At 39.7% G+C, this 23,298-nt stretch carries 18 protein-coding genes and 2 pseudogenes; 5 read left to right on the top strand and 15 right to left on the bottom strand.

Annotated elements, in window-relative coordinates; translation table 11 throughout:
- Positions 1-54: 54 nt before the first annotated feature.
- From AC04Q4_RS13885 to AC04Q4_RS13850, 8 genes and pseudogenes are all read right to left on the bottom strand, one after another.
- Entirely contained in the window at positions 55-1,269 is a 1,215-nt protein-coding gene (locus tag AC04Q4_RS13885; protein WP_476389157.1) for an AI-2E family transporter, read from the bottom strand.
- Entirely contained in the window at positions 1,269-3,890 is a 2,622-nt protein-coding gene (locus AC04Q4_RS13880) for an HAD-IC family P-type ATPase (RefSeq protein WP_476389156.1), read from the bottom strand. Before AC04Q4_RS13880 ends, AC04Q4_RS13885 begins: the two co-directional genes overlap by 1 nt.
- Positions 3,891-4,325: 435 nt before the next feature.
- Positions 4,326-4,413 (bottom strand): annotated as a pseudogene (locus tag AC04Q4_RS13875) (IS200/IS605 family transposase); the annotation flags it as partial.
- Positions 4,414-4,552: 139 nt separating this feature from the next.
- Entirely contained in the window at positions 4,553-5,326 is a 774-nt protein-coding gene (locus AC04Q4_RS13870) for a NifB/NifX family molybdenum-iron cluster-binding protein (RefSeq protein WP_118625256.1), read from the bottom strand.
- Positions 5,327-5,785: 459 nt separating this feature from the next.
- Positions 5,786-6,007, bottom strand: coding sequence for a hypothetical protein (locus AC04Q4_RS13865; RefSeq protein WP_476389155.1), 222 nt, complete (start codon positions 6,005-6,007; stop codon positions 5,786-5,788).
- A gap of 369 nt (positions 6,008-6,376) precedes the next feature.
- Complete coding sequence (gene drt2 / locus AC04Q4_RS13860) at positions 6,377-7,723, bottom strand: antiviral reverse transcriptase Drt2 (protein ID WP_476389154.1); 1,347 nt, start codon at positions 7,721-7,723, stop codon at positions 6,377-6,379.
- 457 nt (positions 7,724-8,180) lie between these two features.
- The gene (locus AC04Q4_RS13855; protein ID WP_476389153.1) at positions 8,181-9,140 is read right to left on the bottom strand and encodes a helix-turn-helix domain-containing protein; all 960 of its coding nucleotides are present in this window, start codon (positions 9,138-9,140) and stop codon (positions 8,181-8,183) included.
- Between the two features lie 242 nt (positions 9,141-9,382).
- Positions 9,383-9,799, bottom strand: coding sequence for a hypothetical protein (locus AC04Q4_RS13850; RefSeq protein WP_476389152.1), 417 nt, complete (start codon positions 9,797-9,799; stop codon positions 9,383-9,385).
- Positions 9,800-9,968: 169 nt separating this feature from the next.
- Between AC04Q4_RS13850 and tnpA the strand changes: the two genes are divergently transcribed.
- The 3 genes from tnpA to tnpC all read left to right on the top strand — a co-directional run bounded on the left by tnpA (position 9,969) and on the right by tnpC (position 12,617).
- A complete protein-coding gene (tnpA, locus tag AC04Q4_RS13845; RefSeq protein WP_271728675.1) occupies positions 9,969-10,355 on the top strand; it encodes an IS66 family insertion sequence element accessory protein TnpA in 387 nt (128 codons plus the stop codon).
- Positions 10,345-10,704 (top strand): IS66 family insertion sequence element accessory protein TnpB, encoded by a 360-nt coding sequence (gene tnpB / locus AC04Q4_RS13840; protein ID WP_148446808.1) that lies wholly within the window; start codon positions 10,345-10,347, stop codon positions 10,702-10,704. Before tnpA ends, tnpB begins: the two co-directional genes overlap by 11 nt.
- Before the next feature lie 290 nt (positions 10,705-10,994).
- Complete coding sequence (tnpC, locus tag AC04Q4_RS13835) at positions 10,995-12,617, top strand: IS66 family transposase (protein ID WP_476389151.1); 1,623 nt, start codon at positions 10,995-10,997, stop codon at positions 12,615-12,617.
- 408 nt (positions 12,618-13,025) lie between these two features.
- On the opposite strand, the gene AC04Q4_RS13830 is transcribed toward tnpC, so the two are convergent.
- From AC04Q4_RS13830 to AC04Q4_RS13815, 4 genes are all read right to left on the bottom strand, one after another.
- Positions 13,026-13,388 (bottom strand): type II toxin-antitoxin system HicB family antitoxin, encoded by a 363-nt coding sequence (locus AC04Q4_RS13830; RefSeq protein ID WP_117449528.1) that lies wholly within the window; start codon positions 13,386-13,388, stop codon positions 13,026-13,028.
- Positions 13,372-13,629: a type II toxin-antitoxin system HicA family toxin gene (locus AC04Q4_RS13825; RefSeq protein WP_055054195.1), complete on the bottom strand. Its 258-nt coding sequence runs from the start codon at positions 13,627-13,629 to the stop codon at positions 13,372-13,374. Before AC04Q4_RS13825 ends, AC04Q4_RS13830 begins: the two co-directional genes overlap by 17 nt.
- 330 nt (positions 13,630-13,959) lie before the next feature.
- Positions 13,960-15,309: an aminomethyltransferase family protein gene (locus AC04Q4_RS13820; RefSeq protein ID WP_118368515.1), complete on the bottom strand. Its 1,350-nt coding sequence runs from the start codon at positions 15,307-15,309 to the stop codon at positions 13,960-13,962.
- Positions 15,310-15,329: 20 nt separating this feature from the next.
- Entirely contained in the window at positions 15,330-16,274 is a 945-nt protein-coding gene (locus tag AC04Q4_RS13815) for an NmrA family NAD(P)-binding protein (RefSeq protein WP_178292136.1), read from the bottom strand.
- 249 nt (positions 16,275-16,523) lie between these two features.
- Here AC04Q4_RS13815 and AC04Q4_RS13810 point away from each other — a divergent pair, with 249 nt between their 5' ends.
- Positions 16,524-18,071, top strand: a complete 1,548-nt coding sequence (locus tag AC04Q4_RS13810) for a helix-turn-helix domain-containing protein (protein ID WP_476389150.1) — start codon at positions 16,524-16,526, stop codon at positions 18,069-18,071.
- A gap of 85 nt (positions 18,072-18,156) precedes the next feature.
- Here AC04Q4_RS13810 and AC04Q4_RS13805 read toward each other — a convergent pair whose 3' ends face one another.
- On the bottom strand, positions 18,157-19,362 hold the full coding sequence (locus tag AC04Q4_RS13805; RefSeq protein ID WP_476389149.1) for an MFS transporter: 1,206 nt from the start codon (positions 19,360-19,362) through the stop codon (positions 18,157-18,159).
- A gap of 11 nt (positions 19,363-19,373) precedes the next feature.
- Positions 19,374-20,690, bottom strand: a complete 1,317-nt coding sequence (locus AC04Q4_RS13800) for a hypothetical protein (RefSeq protein ID WP_476389148.1) — start codon at positions 20,688-20,690, stop codon at positions 19,374-19,376.
- A 596-nt stretch (positions 20,691-21,286) separates the two neighbouring features.
- Between AC04Q4_RS13800 and AC04Q4_RS13795 the strand changes: the two are divergent.
- Positions 21,287-21,418 (top strand): annotated as a pseudogene (locus AC04Q4_RS13795) (helix-turn-helix domain-containing protein); the annotation flags it as partial.
- Between the two features lie 759 nt (positions 21,419-22,177).
- On the opposite strand, the gene AC04Q4_RS13790 reads toward AC04Q4_RS13795, so the two are convergent.
- A complete protein-coding gene (locus tag AC04Q4_RS13790) occupies positions 22,178-23,044 on the bottom strand; it encodes a hypothetical protein (protein ID WP_476389147.1) in 867 nt (288 codons plus the stop codon).
- Between the last annotated feature and the right edge of the window lie 254 nt (positions 23,045-23,298).

Raw genomic sequence — 23,298 nt, 5'->3', positions numbered from 1 at the left:
ACTCCCCCCTAAATATAAGATTTTTCTTAACTATCCCAATACAAGTCCATCATATCATTTCCCCTCTGATATGTCACTATTTACAGTTTCCTCTGCCGTATATTCCTCTATTTCTGTCTTTGTCACCTGTTTGATATGCTTTTTTTTCAGACGCAGATATACGAATTCCCGAAAAATAGTATAAAGCACGGACAACAGTGGAATGAAGACAAGCATACCTACAATTCCCATAAGATTTCCGCCGATTGTAACTGCTGCAAGAACCCAGATCGATGGAAGCCCTACAGATTCACCCACAACATGAGGATAGATGAGATTTCCCTCAATCTGCTGCAACACCAGAAATACTATAATAAATAAAACCGCCTGTTCCGGACTTACCATAAAGATTAAAAAGCTTCCCACTGCACATCCGATGAAAGCCCCGAAAATTGGGATCAATGCGGTAAACGCGATCAAAACTCCGATCAGAAGTGCATACGGCATCCTCAAAATACTCAATATAATACCAAACATACAGCCGAGGATCACAGCTTCCAGACACTGACCTGCAAGAAAGTTTGCAAATGTCCGATAAGTCAGAGAACAGACTTTAAGAAAAGCATCTGCCTTTTGTTTTGGAAGAAAAGCGAAAAATACTTTTCGGATCTGCACGTGCAGCTTCTCCTTCTGAAAAAGAACATAGCAGGCAAATGAAAATGCAATAAAAAAGGTTGCCAATCCACTGACTATGGAACCAACTGCTGACATTGTGGTATTCATCATATTTCCTGCACCGTTTCCAAGAAGGCTTATCCCCCACTTGATCGCCTGATCCGGATTAAACTGTAGCTGATTTACCAGCTTCATGATTTCCTGGTTATTATGGGAAAATTCCCGGATCCAGCTTTGCATCTGCGGAATAAAATCTGCAATGCTCATCATCAGGGTTCCCATTGTCCGCGTAAGCTGCGGAATCACCCCGAACATTACCAATGCGATCACCCCAACCGCCAATATGATCGTAAGGAGCAGACTTATCGGTCTTGCCAGTTTTCCAACTGTCTTATTTTCTTTTTTTACTCTTCCGAAAATTTTCTTTTCCAAAAAGCTCATTGGCACATTTGTTATAAAAGCGATCGCCCCGCCAAGCACAAACGGAAATATAATCCCCCATATTGCTTTTAGCACGCTGAGCACCACATCGAATTTCCATAGGGCAACTACAAGAAGTGCCGTAAACACAATAAGCTCCCTGATTTTTTTTATAGATATTTTACTTAAATCCACTATTTTTCCTCTCTTTTTTTCAATTTCATACGTATCCATTTAAGCAGCTGAATGATCGGAAGACTTGCAAACGCATACAAATATACACAGCCAAGCTGCATCAGATCCAGCGTCTCTACTTTAAACAGGAGATGGAATCCCGGAACCGTCAGTACAACGGTAATGAGTACTGCCCCAAGTGCAAATGCTCCCTGAAGCCATTTATTATTAAAGAAACGTTTTGTAAAGATAACCGGATGATCCGATTTGCAGTTGAATCCATGGAACAAACGTGCCAGACAAAGTGTTCCGAAAGCATAGGTACTTCCAAGCAGTGCACCATTCTGATGATATCCTGTCAAAAATCCGATCATCGTCATTACACCGATCACCAGGCCTTCCAGACCGATTTTGCCAAGAAAATCCTTTGTCAGTATTGACTCGTCTGCTGATCTTGGTTTCTCATTCATCACCTCACTGCTGTGAGGCTCCACACCTAATGCAATCGCCGGAAGGCTGTCTGTCAAAAGGTTAATAAACAGCAGATGTACCGGTGCAAAGGGAACCGGAAGTCCTGCAAGGGATGCACAAAGAACTGCCAGGATCGCGCCAAAGTTTCCGGACAGAAGAAACTGGATCGCATACTTGATATTCTGATATAAATTTCGTCCGTTTTCCACTGCTTTTACAATTGTTGCAAAATTATCATCTGTAAGCACCATTGCCGCAGCGTCCTTTGCGACTTCTGTTCCTGTCACTCCCATTGCAACACCAATGTCTGCCTGTTTCAATGCAGGAGCATCATTCACACCATCTCCGGTCATTGCCACGATCATCCCCTTCTCCTGCCATGCACGGACAATGCGGATCTTGTGCTCCGGTGACACTCTTGCATACACAGAAATATTCGGGACAAATTCCCTCAGCTGCTCATCACTCATACTTTCAATATCAGCGCCCTCGCAGGCCTCCGACAGATCGTGTAAAATTCCGATTCTCTTTGCAATTGCAGCTGCTGTGATCTTATGATCTCCAGTGATCATGACCGGCCGGATCCCCGCTTTTATACATTCTGCAACTGCAGCCTTTGATTCTTCCCTCGGCGGATCCATCATAGCGATCAGTCCAAGAAATACCAGATGGTTCTCATCTTCTGTCGTCAATATATGGTTCTCCGGAATTTCACGATAGGTAAATGCCAGTACCCGTAACCCTTCCGTTGAAAATTCCTGGTTCTGTCGCTGAATTTTTTCTTTATCTGCTTTCGTAATTTCCCGCACTCCGTCCTTCGTCCAGATCCTGTCTGTCAGCTCCAGGAGCCGGTCAACCGCACCCTTCACGATCATCCGCTTCTCCCCATCGATCCTGTGAAGTGTTGACATCATCTTACGGTCACTGTCAAAGGGAAGCTCTCCTTCCCTTGGATAAAACTTTCTTACGCCTGCAGCCTCTATTCCGTACCGGCTGCCCAAATTGATCAATGCCGTTTCCGTCGGATCTCCGATCTCCACTCCATTTTCATTTGTCGAATCATTACATAAAATACTGTAATCCAAAAGACGTCTTTGTGCCGGATCTGCCACATCAATTGCAGCTGCTGTGATCCTTTTTCCATCAATATAATAATCTTCTACTGTCATTTTGTTCTGTGTGAGCGTTCCGGTCTTATCTGAACAGATAACAGATACGCTTCCAAGACCTTCCACAGCCTGGAGCTTACGAATGATCGCGTGCTCCTTTGCCATCTTCTGTGTTCCGAAAGAAAGGACGATCGTCACGATGGAGCTTAAAGCTTCCGGAATCGCTGCGACTGCAAGTGCTACTGCAAACATAAATGCACTGCTGATCTTCTCACCGCGGAATACACTGATTGCAAACAGAATTCCGCAAAATATCAGGATCAGAATGGAAAGCTTCTTTCCAAAATCATCTAGATTAGCCTGAAGTGGCGTCTGTTTTTCCGAAGTCGATTTCAGAAGTCCCGCAATCTTTCCAACCTCTGTCTGCATTCCTACATTCGTTACAACCGCTCTGCCACGCCCATATGTGACAAAGCTTCCGGAAAACAGCATATTTGTCCGATCACCAAGCGGTGCGTCCTCCAAAATAGTGTCCATACTCTTTTCAACTGCAAGACTTTCTCCGGTAAGAGCACTTTCATCGACCTTAAGACTTGCATTTTCAATCAGTCTTCCGTCTGCCGGGATCATATCACCTGCTTCAAGCAGGATCACATCTCCTACAACCAGCTCTCTTGCCGGGAGCTGTACCGCCACACCATCACGCAATACTTTTGCCTCCGGACCGGAAAGCTTCTTTAAGCTCTGCAGGGACTGCTCAGCCTTTACTGTCTGTACAGTTCCCAAAATCGCATTGATCGTAATAACGATCACGATAACTGCTGCACTTTCCACATCTCCAAGCATGCCGGATATCACTGCCGATGCGATCAGAATCAGCACCAGAAAATCCTTATACTGTTCAAAGAAGATCTGCAAAATACTTTTTTTCTTTCCTTCTGCAAGCTCATTCCATCCGCACTTCTCTCTGGCTCTTCCGACCTGTTCACCGGTAAGTCCTGATTCCTGGCTTTCCACACGCTCGAGAACATCTTCTGCTGTCTGCTGATAAATTTCCTTCATTACCTTTGCCTCCTTTTTTGCAAATATTCACCAACTGTAATTTTTTTATGCAATAAAGGATTTTTATTGATAAAATAATATAAAAAAAGAAACCCTTATTGCATAGCAAAAAATGCAATAAAAGTCTCACCATTTCCCTGCAGCGCCGGATGTTTCCACCGTACTGACGACACTGCAAACGCAGATTTCCAAACGTAGGTTACTCCCCTTTATCAGATTTAATAGTATAACAGGACCGGTATCTCTGTCAAGGATAAAAATCAAAGCCCCATGACAAACGCATGAATGATTATCTGCCATCAATCCTTTTTTCATCCATTTTTAAACTTCAGAGCTGTTGTAAAATATCCGATGATATCATTCCCATAACACGTCTGATCGTATCATGGGATGAAATCCCATTCTTTAATTCAATATACCTACGCAGATAATCCTGATAATTTTCCGCCGGTATTTCACCGACCACACCATATGGTAATTAATATTACACACAAGTCCTGTAATGTAATAGATTTTCTTTCATACATATAGTATAACATAACGAGTAGAAATGTACGATAAAAAAACAAACATATTTTCAAATAACATAAAAAGGATGCGTTGCGATAACTTTTTCATTACCTTGACACATCCTTTCGTATTATTATTTTTTACTATTCTTCTTAATGACAGCTATGGCTTCCACATCCATGCTCGCCACATGTATGTCCTTCCCCGTGGCTGTGCTCATGATGAGAACACTTAACATCTGGATTATAATCGAGTGTTTCATTGATAAAAGCTTCTACTGCTTCATCCGCATCTCCGGAAACTCCTCCGAAAAGCTTAATGCCGGCTGCCGCTAACGCTGTCTGTGCGCCGCCTCCGATTCCGCCGCAGATCAAAACATCTGCATTCAATGCTTTAAGAACTCCTGCCAATGCGCCATGTCCGCTTCCATTCGTATCTACTACTTCTGAATGTACTACTTTTCCTTCCTCTACATCATAAATCTTAAATGTTTCTGTGTGTCCAAAGTGCTGGAAAATCTGTCCATTTTCATACGTTACTGCTATCCTCATGATACCTTCTCCTTTTTCCGCTGCATATTTTTGATGAATCTCCTGCTTGTAACATCCTCCAAGTCCACAGTTACTGCTCTGACCATCACAGATTTTGAAATCTCCACCTTCAATTTTAAGCGGATATCCATCAATGAGTGCATCTGCTATTTTCTTCCTGGCAATCTCATAAATTCGTTGAACAGTTGTTCTTGCTACTTGCATAGATACTGCGCACTGCTCCTGACTATAACCTTTCTTGTCCAAAAGACGGATGGTTTCATACTCATCTACCGTCAGAACAATAGGTGTTTTTTTCTCAGTATCATCTGCCGGAAAGAATTCTAAAACATTGGGGAAATGGCAAACTTTTCTGCATTTTACTGGTCTCGGCATAAACTGCTCCTTTCTCGCTTTTCTTATATAATAGCTCTATAAAAGGCATATGTCAATAATATTTTTGACATATGCCCATATAGTTCAGCTAATAGTATTATATACAGGGTCTTTCCAAAACTTCTGCATAGGCGGACTGGATATTGCTGTATGTCCTGACCACATCTTTGCACTTTTTCATCTTCCGCTTCTGGCAGCGTCCCTTATAATTCTTTTTTATCATTTCTGCATCCTTTCTTCTTTCCCAAAAACAGGCCCAAAAACCAAATTCAGCAAAAGTCATCATCTCCAAGTCCCAAACCCACTTTCCCAAAAACAATTTCCGGGAGCCGGAAACCCACATAAATCCAGCATTCACAAAAATCTTTCTTCACAAAAAGGCCTCCCGGAAATACCTTTTTTATTTTTCACTATGTCCTTTCGCACCCTCTTTTGACACTTTTTTCGTAATTTCATTTGTCAAAACCGGAAAGGCTTTATCCATAGGATATCGAGATAATCCGGCTGCAACAGACTATCTTTTTTTATTCTTTTTTCGGACAATCTTTCCGCACCCCTCCTTTTTTTCTGTTGACTTTTTAAATCTCTTTTTCTTTTTTTCACAGACCTTTGATGCCTGGTTTTTGGCTTAGTTAAGCCTTTTTTAAGGTTTCTTTTGGGTTTCTCTTCTCTTTTTTCCATTAAAAAAACCCTGTTCCAGGATTTCTCCTGAGACAAGGTTTTTGGTGGTTCTTTTGGGTTTATTTTTCTTCTTTTGGGCTGGAAGCGGATGAAGATTGAATAAACGGGAGGCACTGGTTTTTGACAAGGGATGTTACGAAAAAAATGTCAAAAGGCAGTGCGAAAAAATAAAATAATTACTCAAACTCGGCGTGTCCTTTGTTGTTCTTAACTATATTTGTTTAAGTTTTATGCAAATACACGCCGCTTTTTACTTCAATTACATCAATTATTCTGGCTTGCTGATTTTCTGTTGCCAAAATGTTGCCACAGATATGATAAAATATTTTCAATCTTTTGTCTATAAATATCCTGAAATTCCCAACAAACCTATGAAAAAACATCATCCAATATCCGACGAATTTTTATCATATGCCTTTTTGTTTTTCTATCTATAGGTTCATCTTCCCCAAAAACCTTTTGAGCACGTTGAACATATGTTATAAAATTTCCCTTAATATGTCCATTTGAATCTTTTAAACGTGCCCCCTTAACAGAATACTTCTCATATAAATTTTTACAACTTATTCTCTTTCCTGAAGAAGTATAGCCCTCATTTTTTACTATAGTTTTAAGTTTTCGATATAATCTATAATAATATTTTGATATAGTTTTATCCCTTATTGTTACTTCTTTACCATCAAATGTAAATCCTAAATAATCGATCTCATTTTTTCCATTTACCATATCATCTAAAAACAACGAGTTACAACTTTTCAATGTTGTATCTTTATATTTATATATTTGCGTTTTATCTGGTTGCAAAATCAAATTTGGAATCAATTTAATTTCACCCATTATATCATTTAATACAATTTTAAAGCTATCTTCCGATATTCTCGGCAAAATAATAATAAAATCGTCACTATAGCGCATATATAAGCCATTAAATTCACCTGCCAACTTATCCATTTTCTCATCTATTGTTGTCATATAAATATTTGCCAAAACCGCACTAATTGCTGAACCTTGTGGTATTCCATAATTCTCTTTATGTCTGATGATAAATTTCTTTTTATGCTTTTTAAACTCTTTCTCAGATAATACTCTACGTTTTGAATTTAAAATTTGTATATCTTCTTCCGTATCTGTTAAGTTGTTTAATTTCAGCAACTCTGTTAATTCCCAAATTGAATATTTTGTTATATTCTTAAAAACCGCATAATAGTCAGGTGGTAATATCTCAACGTCTAAAATATTACATATTTGTTTCTTTAAATAAGCATGGTCTAAGGAGTCAAAAAAATGTGAAAAATCTCCTATAATCACAAAGCTTTCTCTTGTCTCTCTAATACAATCAAAAGCTTTTTTTGCAAAGTGAATATTACTTTTATGCAAATTATCTCTATATGCAACTGCAACCATATCCATATTACGTTCTTCCAAATATTTATTATATTTTTGATTCAAAAGATACCCATAGTATGAATATATATATCTATCAATATGTGCAGAATAACATAAGTGCCTGGACTTTTCTTTAATATAGCCCATACCATCTTTTTTAGTAAATTTGTTAAACTTCTTTTCATAATGAATAAAAGGATAAAAGCCATGTTTCATTATGTTATCTGGATTACTAATATAATTCCATACTTTGTCCAACGAAACTTTTTCGTCAAAATGTGCGTATTTTCTGGCAGTTGCATTTTTAACTTTCCATTCATATAGATCCATGCAGTTTCCCTATTTAGCGAAAGACCCACCAGTATGAGGGATAGCATCTCTTGACTGATAGGTCTTCTTTTAACGTGGTATTCAATTTTGTCTTTCGACAGCTTTGATGTGGTTCCAGCTATCCATTATTCGTTCAATACATATCTATGTTAGAATAGATAAGAAGGAGATGATTCTAATTAACATTCTTATGTGGTTATTCATAAGTTTGCAACCAGAACACCAGTCATATCTGAAAGAGCTCTTTCAGGTATTGACAACAATTCCTTTCCCTTATATCTAATATATAAGGCACTTTAAATATAACTCTTTAATTTCCATATGTCAATATCTACTCGTAAGTTAGATTTTTGAAATGTTACGCAATAGAAGCCCATTTTCGGAGATTTAGATATAAAATATCGCAATACCTTTTATCATCTCTGAAATCCCTTGAAAAATAAGGCTTTCAGAACGTCTAATGCGTAACCTTCTGCCTCAGCCCCATTTCCTTTATCACTTGCTTTGCACTATCCGCTTTATTACTGGGTACAATAATTGCAATCCTATCATCAATACCTCTGCCCATGCCATAGCGTACAGACGCAAATCCGGCGTCTCCTAAATCCTGTCCGTATGCCATAATACCGTTATCTTTCAATGTACTTATTATCATTTCCGCCTGCATATTTCCGTCTGCTATAAATACATTTACAGACTGTTGCTCTTTAACCAGTACAGCCTCATTATCTGGCATACTTTTTTCTCTTCTTTTATGATTGATACAAGCCAGTATTCTCAATACCCCAAAACTAACTATAGCAATTCCCGCAAAAAATATAAGTGCGCTATGAACCGCTTGAGACGTTGTTGCACCTAATCTGATATAGCAAATAACCAATGCTACCGCAAATACTCCGGCACATATCACAGATATCAACGCATCTGTAAATGGCGTACTTTTGAATCTGGAACCAGTCTCCCAAACTCCATTATAGGTCATCACTCCAATATAAGCTGCTCCACCAACAAGCAAAACAGCAGTTTCTCCTGCCACAATCGCCAATTCTCCCACCATGAGAAGCTGAATGATTATCACAGCCGCACAAATAGCAAAGGTTAGACCAAATGCAATATTTCCGGCTTTTGTTACCCTCTCTTTTTCCAGTTTGTTATAGTCTGACACTTTAGATAATGTTTCTCTCAATTCTTTATCCATATTCTCGCTTTTCCTTTCTCCGTCCAAAATTTCTTTCACTTCTACATTATAGAACTCCGCCATTTTGATAAGGATACTTAAATCTGGCATATTAGTTCCTGTTTCCCACCGAGAGATCGTTCTTCCCGATACAAGAAGAATTTCTGCAAGCTCTTCTTGTGTTAATCCTCGTTCTTTACGAAGCACCTTTAAAAATTCTCCTATCTTTTTCGTATCCATTCTTTTCCCCTCCTTTCACTTGCACATTACCATAAATGTCAACAGCAAAACACGACACAAAGCGAGAAATGCCCTATTTTCGCCATTAGACACGATTGTCTAATTAAATTTTTATTTTAAATAACAAATAGCAAATCCCCACCAGCCAGTCAAGAGTAAACTGAACGGCTACGCCGCTCTTGACTAACTGGTGGGAATTCACTCCATGGCAGCTAAGAGGGCTTTAAGCAGCCCTCCGCCTGTTAGCGGGCTTCCCGATTATGTTTTCTCTTTGCAGCCCGTTTCTGCTCGGCTTCTATCTGTTCCTGTTGCTTTGCCCGGTTAATGACAGCATTTACTTGTTCAGAGCCGACCACCGCCTTCACACGTTCAAAATCTGCCGCCACTATTCTTAGTTCCCGATTTTCCTCCAAGACTACTTCCAACCTGTTTGTCAGCCGCTCGTTTCCTCTCCGTTCCCTGTTATATGCCGCTTGCAGCTTTGTAAACTTATTTGAAATATCCAGATATGCTGAATAAACAGAGCGCATGACTTGTACGATTTTCTTTACCAGCGGTTTTGCTTTCTTCTCCCGATACGACTTTGCAGATTCCATAACCGCTGCTTCTGGAAGCGTCTGCTCCGGATCTGCGGAAAAGTCTGCCGCCAGCTTCTCCACCCCTCAAAGGAATTAAGCGACTATCTCACAGAAGCCTTGAAAAAGGACACTGAATCCCAATAGAGTGCCTTATTTTTCGTACACGGTAAATAGTTAGTACCGTGCTTTTCGCCTAAAACCATGAGATAATCCCTTTATAAAACTAAAAGTTTTTTAAAGGAGAAATCTTATGGATAAGATCACACGTCAGGTCCGTATTGAACATTGGACCCAGATCATGAATGAATGTTTGAACAGTGGCATGAATAAGACCGAGTGGTGCAGGGCAAATGGAATCTCAGACAAACAATTCTTTTATTGGCAAAGGATTCTCAGAAAAGAAGCTTTTGCTGCTTCGACATCAAAGGAACTTTCGGTTATTACAGACCCGGCAGATGAAACCAGCCCGCGAAAGATCTCATTTGCAGAGATCAGTCTTCCAATCAAACAGGAGCCTGTCAGAAATGGATTCCAGCCAGATATCATCATCCGGAAAGGATCGGTTTCTGTAGAGATATCCAATTCCGTTTCAGCAGAACTCCTGTCACGGATCGGAGAGATCTTTCATGCTGAATGATGCTTCTGGGTTTCGCAGGATCTACCTGGCTACCGGTTACACAGATCTGAGACGTGGTATGGAAGGCCTTGCATCCATCATCAAGTTTAATTTTCAGCTGGATCCGTATCAGAAAGATATCCTGTTCCTGTTCTGCGGAAGGCGGACTGACCGTATCAAAGGGCTGGTCTGGGAAGGCGATGGCTTCCTACTCTTATACAAAAGACTGGAACTGGGCGCATTTAACTGGCCCCGCACGAAAGAAGAAGCACTGGAGATCACACCGGAGCAGTACCAGTATCTCATGCAGGGACTTGAAGTTGTTGCACGCCATCCGATCCAGGAAGTCAGACCGGGGAAAGTCTTATAAAGTCCTGTGCAAAACAGAGAAAATAAAAAAATATCTTCCGGTCATTATAAGCTCAGAAAAAAAGTTATCCACTTTTCATGATCCGCTGTCTTCATTTATTAAGGAGTACTTTCAGGCCATTTACGGGGCTTGTGGATAAGTACTCTGAAAAGCCCGAAAAACTATTAGTTTTTTGAGTTTTTCAGAGTGTTCATCCATTGGTAAAAATGACGGATGCTCTATCTGCCGGATTCGCTTTTTCTTTATCTTTGCGTTACAATAAAGACATCAGATAAAGGAGAAGGGCATCCATGGCAAAAGTATATACAAAAGAAGAACTGAATAGTTTCAGCAGGGAAACACTCATGGCAGTCATCCTGTCCATGCAGGATCAGATCAGCCAGCTGAATACAAACATGGAGCGCCTTATCGAGCAGATCGCTGACGCAAACAACAAGCGTTACGGCCGTTCTTCCGAAAAGCTGAAGACGATCTCCGGACAGATGGAACTGGAACTTATCTTTAACGAGGCTGAAGCACTTACGGAAATACTGTATGTGGTCGAGCCTGCTGAGGAAGATGTGATACAGCCGCGCCATCGTAAGAGTAAGGGAAAACGCGAGGCAGATCTGAAGGATCTTCCGGTTGAAGTGATCAGCCATACCCTGTCAGAAGAAAAACTCCGGGATGTCTTTGGCACAGATGGATGGAAGCAGCTTCCGGATGAGATTTATAAAAGAGTCCGTGTACAGCCTGCTGTCTATACCGTTGAGGAACATCACGTGGCAGTCTATGCCGGCAGGGACAACCAGACGATCATAAAAGCAGACCGCCCAAAAGATCTGCTGCGTAACAGCTTGCTCACTCCATCACTTGCAGCAAGCATCATGAATGCCAAGTACGTAAACGGCCTTCCCCTTTATAGGATCAGCCAGGAATTCCTGCGGAATGACATCCATATCTCCAGACAGGTCATGGCAAACTGGATGATCCAGTGTGCAGACAGGTATCTGGGTATCCTTTATGACCGTCTCCACAGGGAGCTGTATCAGTTTCATGTGCTTCAGGCAGATGAGACTCCGGTCATGGTCACTAAGGATGGGCGGCCGGTGAACAGTAAAAGTTACATGTGGATCTATCGGACTGGAAAGAGTTATACAGATACCCCGATCATCTTGTATGAATACCAGCGCACCCGGAAAGCGGATCATCCGGAAGAATTCCTGAAGGATTTTAAAGGAATCGTAGTCTGCGATGGTTACTCTGCATACAGGAAGCTGGACAGGGAAAATCCAGACATCGTCTTTGCAGGCTGCTGGTCCCATGCAAGGCGCAGGTTTGCGGAGGCGTTAAAAGCCCTGCCAAAAGCAGTACAGAAAAATGCAAAAGAGACGATAGCCTACGAAGCAGTCAGCCGGATTGCCGCGATCTATCATCTGGATAACCAGATGGAGGGACAGCCTGCAAAAGCCAGAAAAATGTATCGCCAGACCAACATCAGACCTCTTGTAGAGGCCTTCTTTGCATGGGCAAAAGAGATACAGTCTAAAAACCAGCTTTCCCGCGGAAAGACTTTGGATGGGATCAACTACCGCATCAACCAGGAAGCTTCTTTGAAAGCCTTTCTGGAAGACGGTGATATTCCTATGGATAACAATGCGACAGAAAGTGCTTTGCGTAGCTTTTGTCTCCATAAGCATACATGGAAGCTAATCGACAGTCTGGATGGCGCAAATGCCAGTGCCATTATCTATAGCATCACGGAAACTGCAAAGGCTAATAATCTCAATCCGTTCCGGTACCTTGAATATATCCTGACTGTATTAAAAGACCATCAGGAGGATAAGGAATACAGTTTTATAGATGATATCCTTCCATGGTCTGAAAAACTTCCAGAAATATGCCGGAGTAAAACAAAAACAATTAATATTTAAAACCTTGCCGCCGGAAACGGCGGCTTAAAGTTAGAGTAGTACGGATGGATTACCGTATACTATTTTTCTCATAAAATACGCAAAAAAAACCTTGCCGACTTTCAGCTTCATTTCTGAAAATCAGCAAGGTTTTTCTGTTATTCAGTGAGTGATACCCGAAATGTTGCCAAATCGTTGCCAGTGCTTAAACAAATTTGCTTGAAACGCGCATAAATAAAGGCTTTTTCAAGTCCATTTCATCACTCAAACTCGGCAAGTTCAAAGATGCTATTAAATATATTTGTTTAAGTTTTGTATCTTTTTTGCCGTTATTTTATTTCAGTTGCATATATTATTTTAACTCACTGATTTTCTGTTGCCAATTTGTTGCCAGCTTATTGTAAATGGTGTAAATAAGTTTGACAACATTTATTTTGAGAACACTGCATCATTTCTGGAAAGAAGATACACGCAATACTGATTCATGCTGATTCCTTCTCTCTGCGAATGCTCTGCCAGTGATCTGTGCAGGCTTCTCGGAATTCTCAATTTAAACTGTCCAGAATAGTCTTCCAGACTGTCTGGTTCATGAATCTCTACACCATCTTCTAATGCAGCTTCAATCCATGCTTTTTTTGCATCCAGTGCATTTGCTACCGCACTCTCCACTGTCTCACCACAAGTAATGCAACCAGGCAAATCCGGATAAGAAACTACAAATCCGCCTTCATCTTTATCTTCCACAATTTCCATACGATAGGACATTGCCATATAATCATTCAGCGTCTTCATCATTCTTCGCCTCGCTTTCTACAATCTGCCTTACCATTTCTACATATACTTTCTTGATTGGTTCATGCTTTGGTATTGTAATTGGCATACACCCTTGTTTTCTGAAAGTATAATGGCTACTTCCACTTCTTGGTGCATTCATTTCGTATCCATAACTTTCCAATACCTTCCGTAACTCATCAAACCGGAGGTCTTTCGATAAATTGCATATACGTGTTATCAGTTTATCCCATTTTGACATTTGTCATACCTCCTATCTATATTATATATGGTGTCATATGTGGTGTCAATCAATTTATTATATTATTCCATGATGATTCTACGTTCCTAACAACTTCTATTGGTTTTCCCTGAATTATAGTCTCTCCACCTTTATTTCCTGCATTTCTTCCTACATCTACAAGATAATCTGCTACATGAGAAATAAATTCTATATTATGTTCAATAATTAATACAGGTATATGTATTAAGTTAAAAGAATAAACCCGTAAACAGCAGATCCCCTGCAAAGCTTGAAAACTCTGCAGGGGAATACATAAATTTTATTTTCCCTATGTAATCATCTCCGGTTTCATCTTTCAAAAACAGGTATATCCGAAACATCCCGCTTTTCATTACGGATATAATCCTGATTATACGGGAATCTGGCAACCTTTGCGCGAACCTTCATCTGGCGGGTTCCCGGCGTTCCCCAGAGTATTTCAAGCTCCGTCCCTTCTTTGGCATATTCTGCGGAAATGAAGGCCAGAGAAATCATGCTGTTATAGGTATAAGAGATGATTTTTCCGCTTGTGATCCCGATCTCCTTATCTGCAGCCAGCACCTTATCCGCCCGGTACTCAAAACCAAACTCTCTGACACAGAAATAGTATTCAAGAGCGCATGGTTTGGTAATATCCTCGCAGGGTTCCTCCCCAGGGCTGAGCATGGTTGCAAAGACTTCTGCCACATCCTCGGCGTTCCATTCCAGGGTTACGCATTTTTTTTGGGGCTTTTTCGACATTTCAAGGAGGGCTTCTTTTCCAATGAAGTCATGATTGTATTTAATCAGGAAATCCCATCCCACATCATAGGGAGTAACAAAGCGAGCCTGAAGATCATCCCCCACACTTCCGAGAAGCCTTCGATTGAGATTGAACATGGATAACTGAGGCACTGTGCGCATATATTCTGTCATTTTCTCGCTGGTTTCCAGCCACGGAAGCGGATAGTGAAGATTGATATTCGGGAATCCGGCCTCCGTATGGTTAAACATGTTATAAGCCTGGAGCCCAAGCTTTCTTGCTCCCAGCTTTTCACCTGCCGCCCATACCAGATTATAGATCTCCGCATAATCCGCCATATCTCCGTGAATTTCATAAGCAAGGTTGCCGGACATGCCAAGCCGAATGATGCGTACCTGTTTTCCGTTTACCTCTTGGATTCTATGTCTGCCGAATTTGATGTCGTGAAGATTGGCCTGGAATGCGTTTTCCAGAATCTCTAAGGACTTTTCACCGTCAATCTGGATAAAATATTCCTTTCCGCTCATGTTTTCGCCATGCACATCCAGATCTGATGTATTGACATAATAAGAGATCACCGGATCAAGCCAGTAGGTTCTGTAACGATCTTCTCCGATACGGATTACAACGCCGTCTGTCAGAATCTGACCTTTCTCATTGCACATTACGGCATGGCGTATGCCGTTCATTCCCAGCGTGGTAAAATCATTTGTACAAACCTGTCCCATTAATTTAACGGCATCCGGTCCGTATACATCATAAATGGGGGATGTCATAAGCGCCGTTCCAATCCATGCGCTGGTCTGATATGCCTTGATCTCATCCTCCACGCCCGTATAAGCATATGCCGTAATAAAAGATCCCTGTGGGAACAATAAGGTGGCGCCTTCCAGCGCCGGATTCATCATTTCTGCCATTTTTCGTCCTCCTACTGTTTTTAATTATCTGTAGATGTTCTTGTTCCGATTAAATGATTTTCCATATCTTCAAACATTTCTCTTACCGTGATGGGCTTTTGCCCTGTCAGCTTTTCAAAATCATCTGTAAATGTACTCATTTGATTCAGACGGATTGCCCTGCCAAAGGACACCATTCCATCTGAGCAAAATGGAAAGTTCTTCGCCGTGTCCGCCCACATTTCCTCCGTTGTCCTTGGAACGCCGATAGAGTCAAAGAACTCATACATCTCATCATCGTTGATATATTGATATTCCGTCTTTTTACCCGTAACCTCCGAGGCGATTGCCATGTACTGTGCAATTGTCAGAAGCTCGGCTCCATTTATATCAACAATTCGATCTTCCCAATCAGACATTGCCGCACAGGCCGCCGCAAGCGCACAGTCATCCCTCGAAACAAATGCCATTTTCCCATCTCCCATGTTATTGCGGATGATGCCGTTTGTATTTTCAACTGCTTCCACAAATGTGGAGACCATTGCTTCCGCATATTGGGAATCCCGAAGAATCAAATAATGGATGGGCTGTTTTTTGATATACCCTTCGGTCCATACATGATCGTTTACTTCGTAAGCATTGATATCCTCATGTCCGGCTCCTACAATCGATGTATAAACCAGTTTGTTTACACCTGCCGCCACAGCCGCATCAATTGCAATTTTATGTGCCGCTCTTCTTTTCGGTCCAACGAATGGCATGGAGATCAGAATAACTGTATCCGCATCTTTAAATGCTTCCGTCAGTTTTTCCGCATTGTTAAAATCGGCAATTCTGGTTTCAATGCCCATTGCCTGGTATTTTTCAAGACCATTTTTTGTTGGAGCCGTAAAAATCAAAGCTTCATGAGGATATTTTTCCAGCAATACACGGGCTGATCTGCTTCCAAAATTTCCGTCTACTCCATTTAACAATATCTTTTTCATAAAAAATAATCCTTTCAACTATATAGCTATAATATTAAAAAATCGATACCCCTTTATAGGATGCTCCCTCAGCTCTTTTTATTGCCTCCCTCCTTTTGTCTGAATTATATTATCTCTTCTCTAACTGCCGTCGCCTGAACAGTGTTTCCTATATATTTATAGTAAAGCAGTTGCCATCTCCCGTCATCAGTTATATAATTCATTTATACCGTCTTTTTTCGTCAAAAATAACCAAAGGAGTTTTTTGCAATGAAATCTATGAGTATTTCTGTCATCCTTGACTGGATTCCTGATAAATACAGGATTTTTTATAAATCTACGGGCTTAGATCAATTATTCCGGCATGCCCGCATGCTTGATGATTCCATGGAAATAATTGATAATGATTTTCTGTATTTAACACAAGAGATCTCTTTCCTTGATAGGGAATGGGATATACGTAAGCCCCGGTTCCTGATTTTCTGTACCAAAACCGGATCAAAGGAGGGACAGATAAACCCTTCCTGGATGGAGCATGCCGCCATCTTATATACGGACGAGCCTTTTCATAAGGTATTCCGTGAGTTTCTGGATATTTTTGATAAGTACTATGCCTGGTATGAGCAATGCCTAAATATAATTATCGAAAACAAAGATGTTTCAGATCTGCTTGATTATGCGGCCACCTTTCTTTGCAACCCGATTGCCCTTTTTTCTCCAACCGGAAAGCTGCTGCATTATACCGGGAAATTTCAGGAAAAAATCGTGGGAACTCTCTGGGACGAGGTTATCAATTTCGGCTTTACACCGACAGAATCCATATATCCTGACGAACACCAGAGAGTTATGCAGGAAATTCACAGCGGAAACCGCTTAATCTCCAGCGTCTTTCGTCAGGATCCATCCCATCACTCTCTGACCGCTCCGCTTTATTTTGAGGGAAAAAACTTTGGAGCATTCGGTACGACAGATATAAACGGTCCCTTTACGGAAGCACAAAAGGCTTTGTTATTAGAAGTCGTTCATTTTACAGAGCTTGCTATGAATCACCAGATTCAGGCTTTTCTTTTGCAGGATGAAGAAAACTATTATGTTATACGGCTTTTACAGGGATATCCGGCAGATGAGCTTTCTACCTCTTATTATCTCCAAGCCAGAAATTATACGAACGAGGATATTTGGTATCTTTATCAATTTTCCCTTCCGGAATCTGACGTCTCGGATACCCGTCAGTCTGCCTATATTCATCAGATAAAAAACATTCTGCCTCATGGAGTTGTCCTCTATTTTGAACATTCTATTGTTGCGGTTTGCCGCAGGCGGGATTTTGATCCTGATTATGAAAAATCATACGCCGCACTGGAGGATTTGCTAAAACGACTTTCCCTTAAGGTCTATATAAGCACCCGTTTTTTTAGATTCACGGAGCTTTCCATGGCATATGGACAATGCAGGCTTATGAAATCTTACCCTTTGGAGCCTCAAAAACATATTCAAAGGTTTGATGAAGCCTTTCCGCATGTTTTATATGGTGTCCTTAAGGAAAAAAACTCCTTGCCGGGCTTCTGCCACCCAGCTGTTTTATCCCTGTGGCAAAGCCATATGGAGCAGGATCTCACACTCATTCATAATTTAAAATGCTATCTTATCAACGGAAGAAATATAGCGGAGACTGCCCGGACGCTTCATCTTCATAGAAACACCTTGATCTACCGGCTACGAAAAATCGAAGACCTGCTCCATATTTCACTGGATTACCTGGATGAAAATATGCTTCTCTATTTATTAATATCCTGCCTCATCTGCGAAACACTTTAATTTGGACATCCTCCTATGCTTGAAATTTGGCTTGCGACAGCAATTTCATTGCAACATAGGAAGATTTTCATTTATTTTGTGATTCTTACTTTTGATTGTTTCCGAACTGAGGGAGTAACAGCCCACAGAGGAACATAATTACCATACATATGGATGCAAGCATAAACAACAAACTATAATTTTCTCCCGCAATTGGTGTTAAGATATAAGTTGGAATCAAAACAGCTCCAAGAAGCTGTAATGTAGAGATGACACCCGCCGCACTTCCTGCATATTTAGTTCCAAGTCCTTCTAACAAAACCGGTGCGGAAAGGAAAATAGGCATTGACGCTCCAAGCATAATTCCAGTATAAAGAACCAGTATGTGTAAAACGAATATGGACGGAAATCTCCAACACATAATAATTCCGGCAAAACTCAACACGGCAGCTCCTGATACAAACACTTTAACATTTTTGATTTTAGAGAATACAATGGGACCTGTAATAGAGCCAATACAATTTCCCAATGTCAACATAGATGCAATCGTACCACATACTTTCATATCTATTCCATACATGGTCTGCAATGCCATCGGCATAAAAGTAGATAAAGTTACCGTACTGCCAAGAGCCATCATAATGCAAATAGAAACCAGCCATATACCTTTATTAGAAAGTACTACCTTAAGAGAATCCCCAATGGAAGGTTGATTTTCCTGATCTATCTTCTCCCTTTCTTCCATTGTATCCTCTGGCTTATCTTTCACAAAAAGCAACCATAAAACAAATACACTAATACAGAATATTGCTGATGCAATAAAAGCAGATGTCCTGCTATCAAACAAAACTGCCGTCGTTGCTGTCGCAAAGGCTCCCGGAAGTTGTCCGCAAAATCCAAATATGCCCATCAAAATTCCTAGTTTTTCCTGCTCAAACCAACTTGCAGTAATCTTGGATGCATTAATATTGACAAACATATTGGAGAAACCGGTTAATGCCATGCAAAGAAAAAATGGCATATAGCTATTTGCAAAAACTCTCCCAATCATTCCAATTCCAGCTATAACAAATGAAATATTAATGACTTTCTTTGAACCAACCTTGTCAGAAATCATTCCTCCTACAAAACTCAAGAAAATTGCTACAATCATAGGCGCCGTAAATAAAGATGAAAACTGCGATGTTGTAAGTCCAAAAGATTGTATTAGTTCCGAGGCATACACGGATAACTGGTATTGTGCATAACTTCCCGGCATATATGCAAGACACATAATCGTAAATACCAGCCATTTTCTATTTTTTTTACTCATGGAAACTCCCTTCATTCTTCAAAGCCATACGGACAAGAACTAATATCATAATTTTTATTCTCAACCAGATCATTTAATGGAAATTTTGCAATTACTGCACGGATATCCTTTATACGCTTTCCATAATCGCCCCATTTTACAATCACTTCTTCGCACTCTTTGGCATATTCTATATCTATGGTACATTCAGAAATCATTTTATGATAATAGGAACTATATACCGCACTACTGGATAAACCAATAACCTTGCCATCCCTTGTGGTAACATAGTCCTGATGTCCTCCACACATGCCCGGAACACAACAGGGATACTCCATCTGCTTATAAGGCTCCCCCTCTCCATACAAAGATGCCTGTACATCTAAAATATCTTCCGGATTCCAAATTAAAGATACAATCATCTTTTGAGGATTTGACATTTCTTTCTCAAGAGCTTTTCTTCCAATAAAGTCATGATCCAATTTTGCCATCCATTGCCAGCCAACCTCTACCGGCGTCCGGAAACGTGCACGAAGATTCTCTGGTTCAACACTTCCAGTATATGAAATATTTGCAGGTGACATTTCTACAACCTTCGGATCTTTATAGGAAGCGCTCTCAAATGATACCGTAACTTGCGGATATCCTCCAAAAGCATGATTCACCGGATAACTCCGCCATCCAAGCCTCTTTAATCCCATAGGTTTTCCGATCTCATAAGCCGCATGATATACATTGGGACCATCTCCTTTTAAACCACGAATTTCATATGCAAGTGTTCCACTCATCCCAATCCTGTTCACTTCCACTTCAATATTCAGTCCCGGAATACTTACCTTACGAAATTGCAAAAATGCTAGATCATGAAGATTCGTATTCGTAAGTTTTTCTATAATTGTTAATGACTTTGGTCCTGAAAATTGAAAGACAAAGATATCACGCATGGTCATTTTCACATCATAAGCACCAGTCTCCAACAGTTTCATTGCTGCAAATGGAAGTGCAGCCGTAATCCGATATGTATTATCGTCGTCTTTCATACTAAGACAATGAGCTGCTATCAATCCTTCTTCATCAAGCATAACCAAATGTTTATTTTTTCCGTTTTTCCATTTGCTAATGTTATTCATACAAAGTTTTGAGAGAAACGCCTGTGCATCTTTTCCTTGGAATGTAATTTCAGCCCCACTAATCCCTGCATGAATATAACATGTTTCTGCCCACGATTTACAAGTTTCATACCAAGGATCAGCTTCCCAAGTATAAAGATTCCCAATATTCTGAAAATAGGTTAAAACATCTTTATACTTGGGCTCATAATCTACTCTCGCTCCAATATAATCCTCCACTACACTTTCCTCCTTATTCCGCTAATACCCCAAATCATTCCCAGCTCTGTTCCCTCTTTTGCATAGTCCGGGTTGATAAAGCCCAGTGAAATCTTGCTGTTGTAATGATAAGAAATAATCCCACTTTTTTTAATCTTGCATCACAATTATTTACTCAAATTTTCTTAACCGTCGGCGCCTGAACAGTCACATTTGATATTTATATTCTAAAACGATTGATCATCTTTGTCATTGGTTATATGATTCAACTACTAATACCTTTTTCGTTATTTTTAACCCGATTAGATAATCTTATAAAAAAATACATTCATCCATTATTCTTGATTCACTTTAAAATACCACAAAGTTTTTATGACCTCTTCATAATTGATATATCGTTTATTCAATCAAATCTCTTTGAAACCTCAACAAAAATTTTATATATTTAACCAATGGCATATCCATACTAAATCGTGATCGACGTGAATCAGCACCGCCAGATTGATGCATGTCCCATTCGGTCTGCGATTGCTAATACCGTAAATCTTCATTTAGCTGTTTGACAATCTTATAAGCATAAGACTTGGAAACTCCCAGTTCCGCTGCAACTTCTTCTAATCAGCAAGGAAGAATATGATGAATGGAGATATAAGTATCCGGAACTGGATACTTACCAGAAACGTGCCAAGATACCATCTCAGGAATTGAGTGATTACCTCGTAAAAGAATTGACTAAAAAAGAAAAATAAAAGAAGAGAATAGAAAAACCTTACCGATATTCAGTTTTTTACTTCTGAAAATCAGTAAGGTTTCTTTATATACGTTATGAAATAAAATTTTTATTCGCCAAATAACCACAAAATGTTGCCATTTTGTTTCCAGATAATAAGCAAATTTGTTTGAAACTCGCATAAATACTGGCTTTGTCAAATTGTGTGGTGTCATAGGGCAATCTCTTTCATTCTGTTTCGGGGCAAAGTTTTTATCCTTCATAGTACATAAAGCATAGAACTTTTCTTCCTCAAATATCAGAAATTGCATCCCGACTTTCTTTTATATTCTTATTGCTTCCGTTTTTAGATGTCCTCATAAAATTAAAATTTTATGTCACTTTCCAGACCTCTAAAATCCCTTAAAATAAGGCTTTTCTCCACTTTTCAAATCCTAGAAAACTGCTGCCAGATAAGAAAAAAGACCCTGACAGTCTGGAAATTCCAGACCATCAAGGTCATTCTTTATTCTAAATTGCATTTCATGTTTTCACATGATTTTTGTTATTTCACTGGCTGAAAGTTTTGCCCTGAAACTGGATAAAACTATTTGCCCTGAAATATGTGGATTATTCAAACTCGTCTCACAGGAGTTTTATTCCGATAATTTTAATAGCACTTTCGCTATTTTTGGTCGCTATATTCGCCCTATTCGCAGGCATATTTTTTACTGTCATAAAAATTGTACTCAAAACGTACTCATGCATCAAGCCAATAATTTATTCTGATATACAAAAGTTATCTCTCGTTATTGCATTCGTTCCTGAATTCTTCTATCAACTTCTCAAACCCTTCCACGGACATTTTACTATACATTTTGTACCAATATTTCTTTTGAAACAGCAGCACTTTATGTACTGAAAGTTTACATACTTTTATAACAAGCCAACGATGTCTTCTTTGAATTTTTTTATCTTTTTCTTCCTTAAATGACATCCTGACAAACAACACTTCATATTTTGAATAAAGTTCAAGTATGTATTCTAACGGTATAATTAGTATTAAATACACAATAGGAATCATAAAACTAATAAAAGTATTTAATGCATCCAGTTCTTTATATTCATGTATTCCAATCTTTATAGTCTCGTATAGTATCCAAAATCCTGCCACCGCAAGAACCATATCTAGCAACTTATGTACTTTCTCATACTCCTCTTCGCGCTCTGCAATTACATTCATAATTACAATTATTGTTGTGATCGGAATAATTACCAATTCAACCCATATGTTGAAAGTAAATGTGCTAATAATAAATTCCAAAACAATCGTCAATTTCAAATTATCTTTTAAAACTTTTCTAATATACTCCTCATCTGCCTCTTTTGAAACAGCATTCATGCAGTATATCAAACCTGAAAAGACAAACCAAACTATAATATCTTTAATAAAAGCATTATCCCAAAACGGTAACTGATAAAATATTAAAGTTATACCCAAAACATAAAGGAAAATAATCCCCCAAAGTATTCTTAACTTCTTACCAAAGAATATTTTTACAACATTCCAAAATGCCTCTCTAATCTGTCTATGTACCATTGCATACACAAATAAAATAAATGCCCAGATCACAGTTGCCCATTCCCTAGTAGTTAAAATTTCCATATATCATTTACTTCCCAATCCGAAGTTTATTCCACTGTTATTTTTTTCAATATCGGCAAGTATCCTACATAATTCAATTATTATAGTTGCACTTACTTTAATTTGCTGTTGCAGCCATACACTCTGACTGTTATAATCAGTGCATGGGTGCTACCATACAACGGTAGGCGGTTAGTCCTTCAGCAGAGGGACTGTGACCCTCTGATTACATAGAAACCCGAACGGGAATCCACTGGAAAGGAGGGTTAAGCCAA

The sequence above is a fragment of the Blautia sp. HA8986 genome, assembly GCF_056504635.1.
Note: the sequence above shows the minus strand (reverse complement) of the source record. Positions and strands in the feature narration are given on the sequence as shown.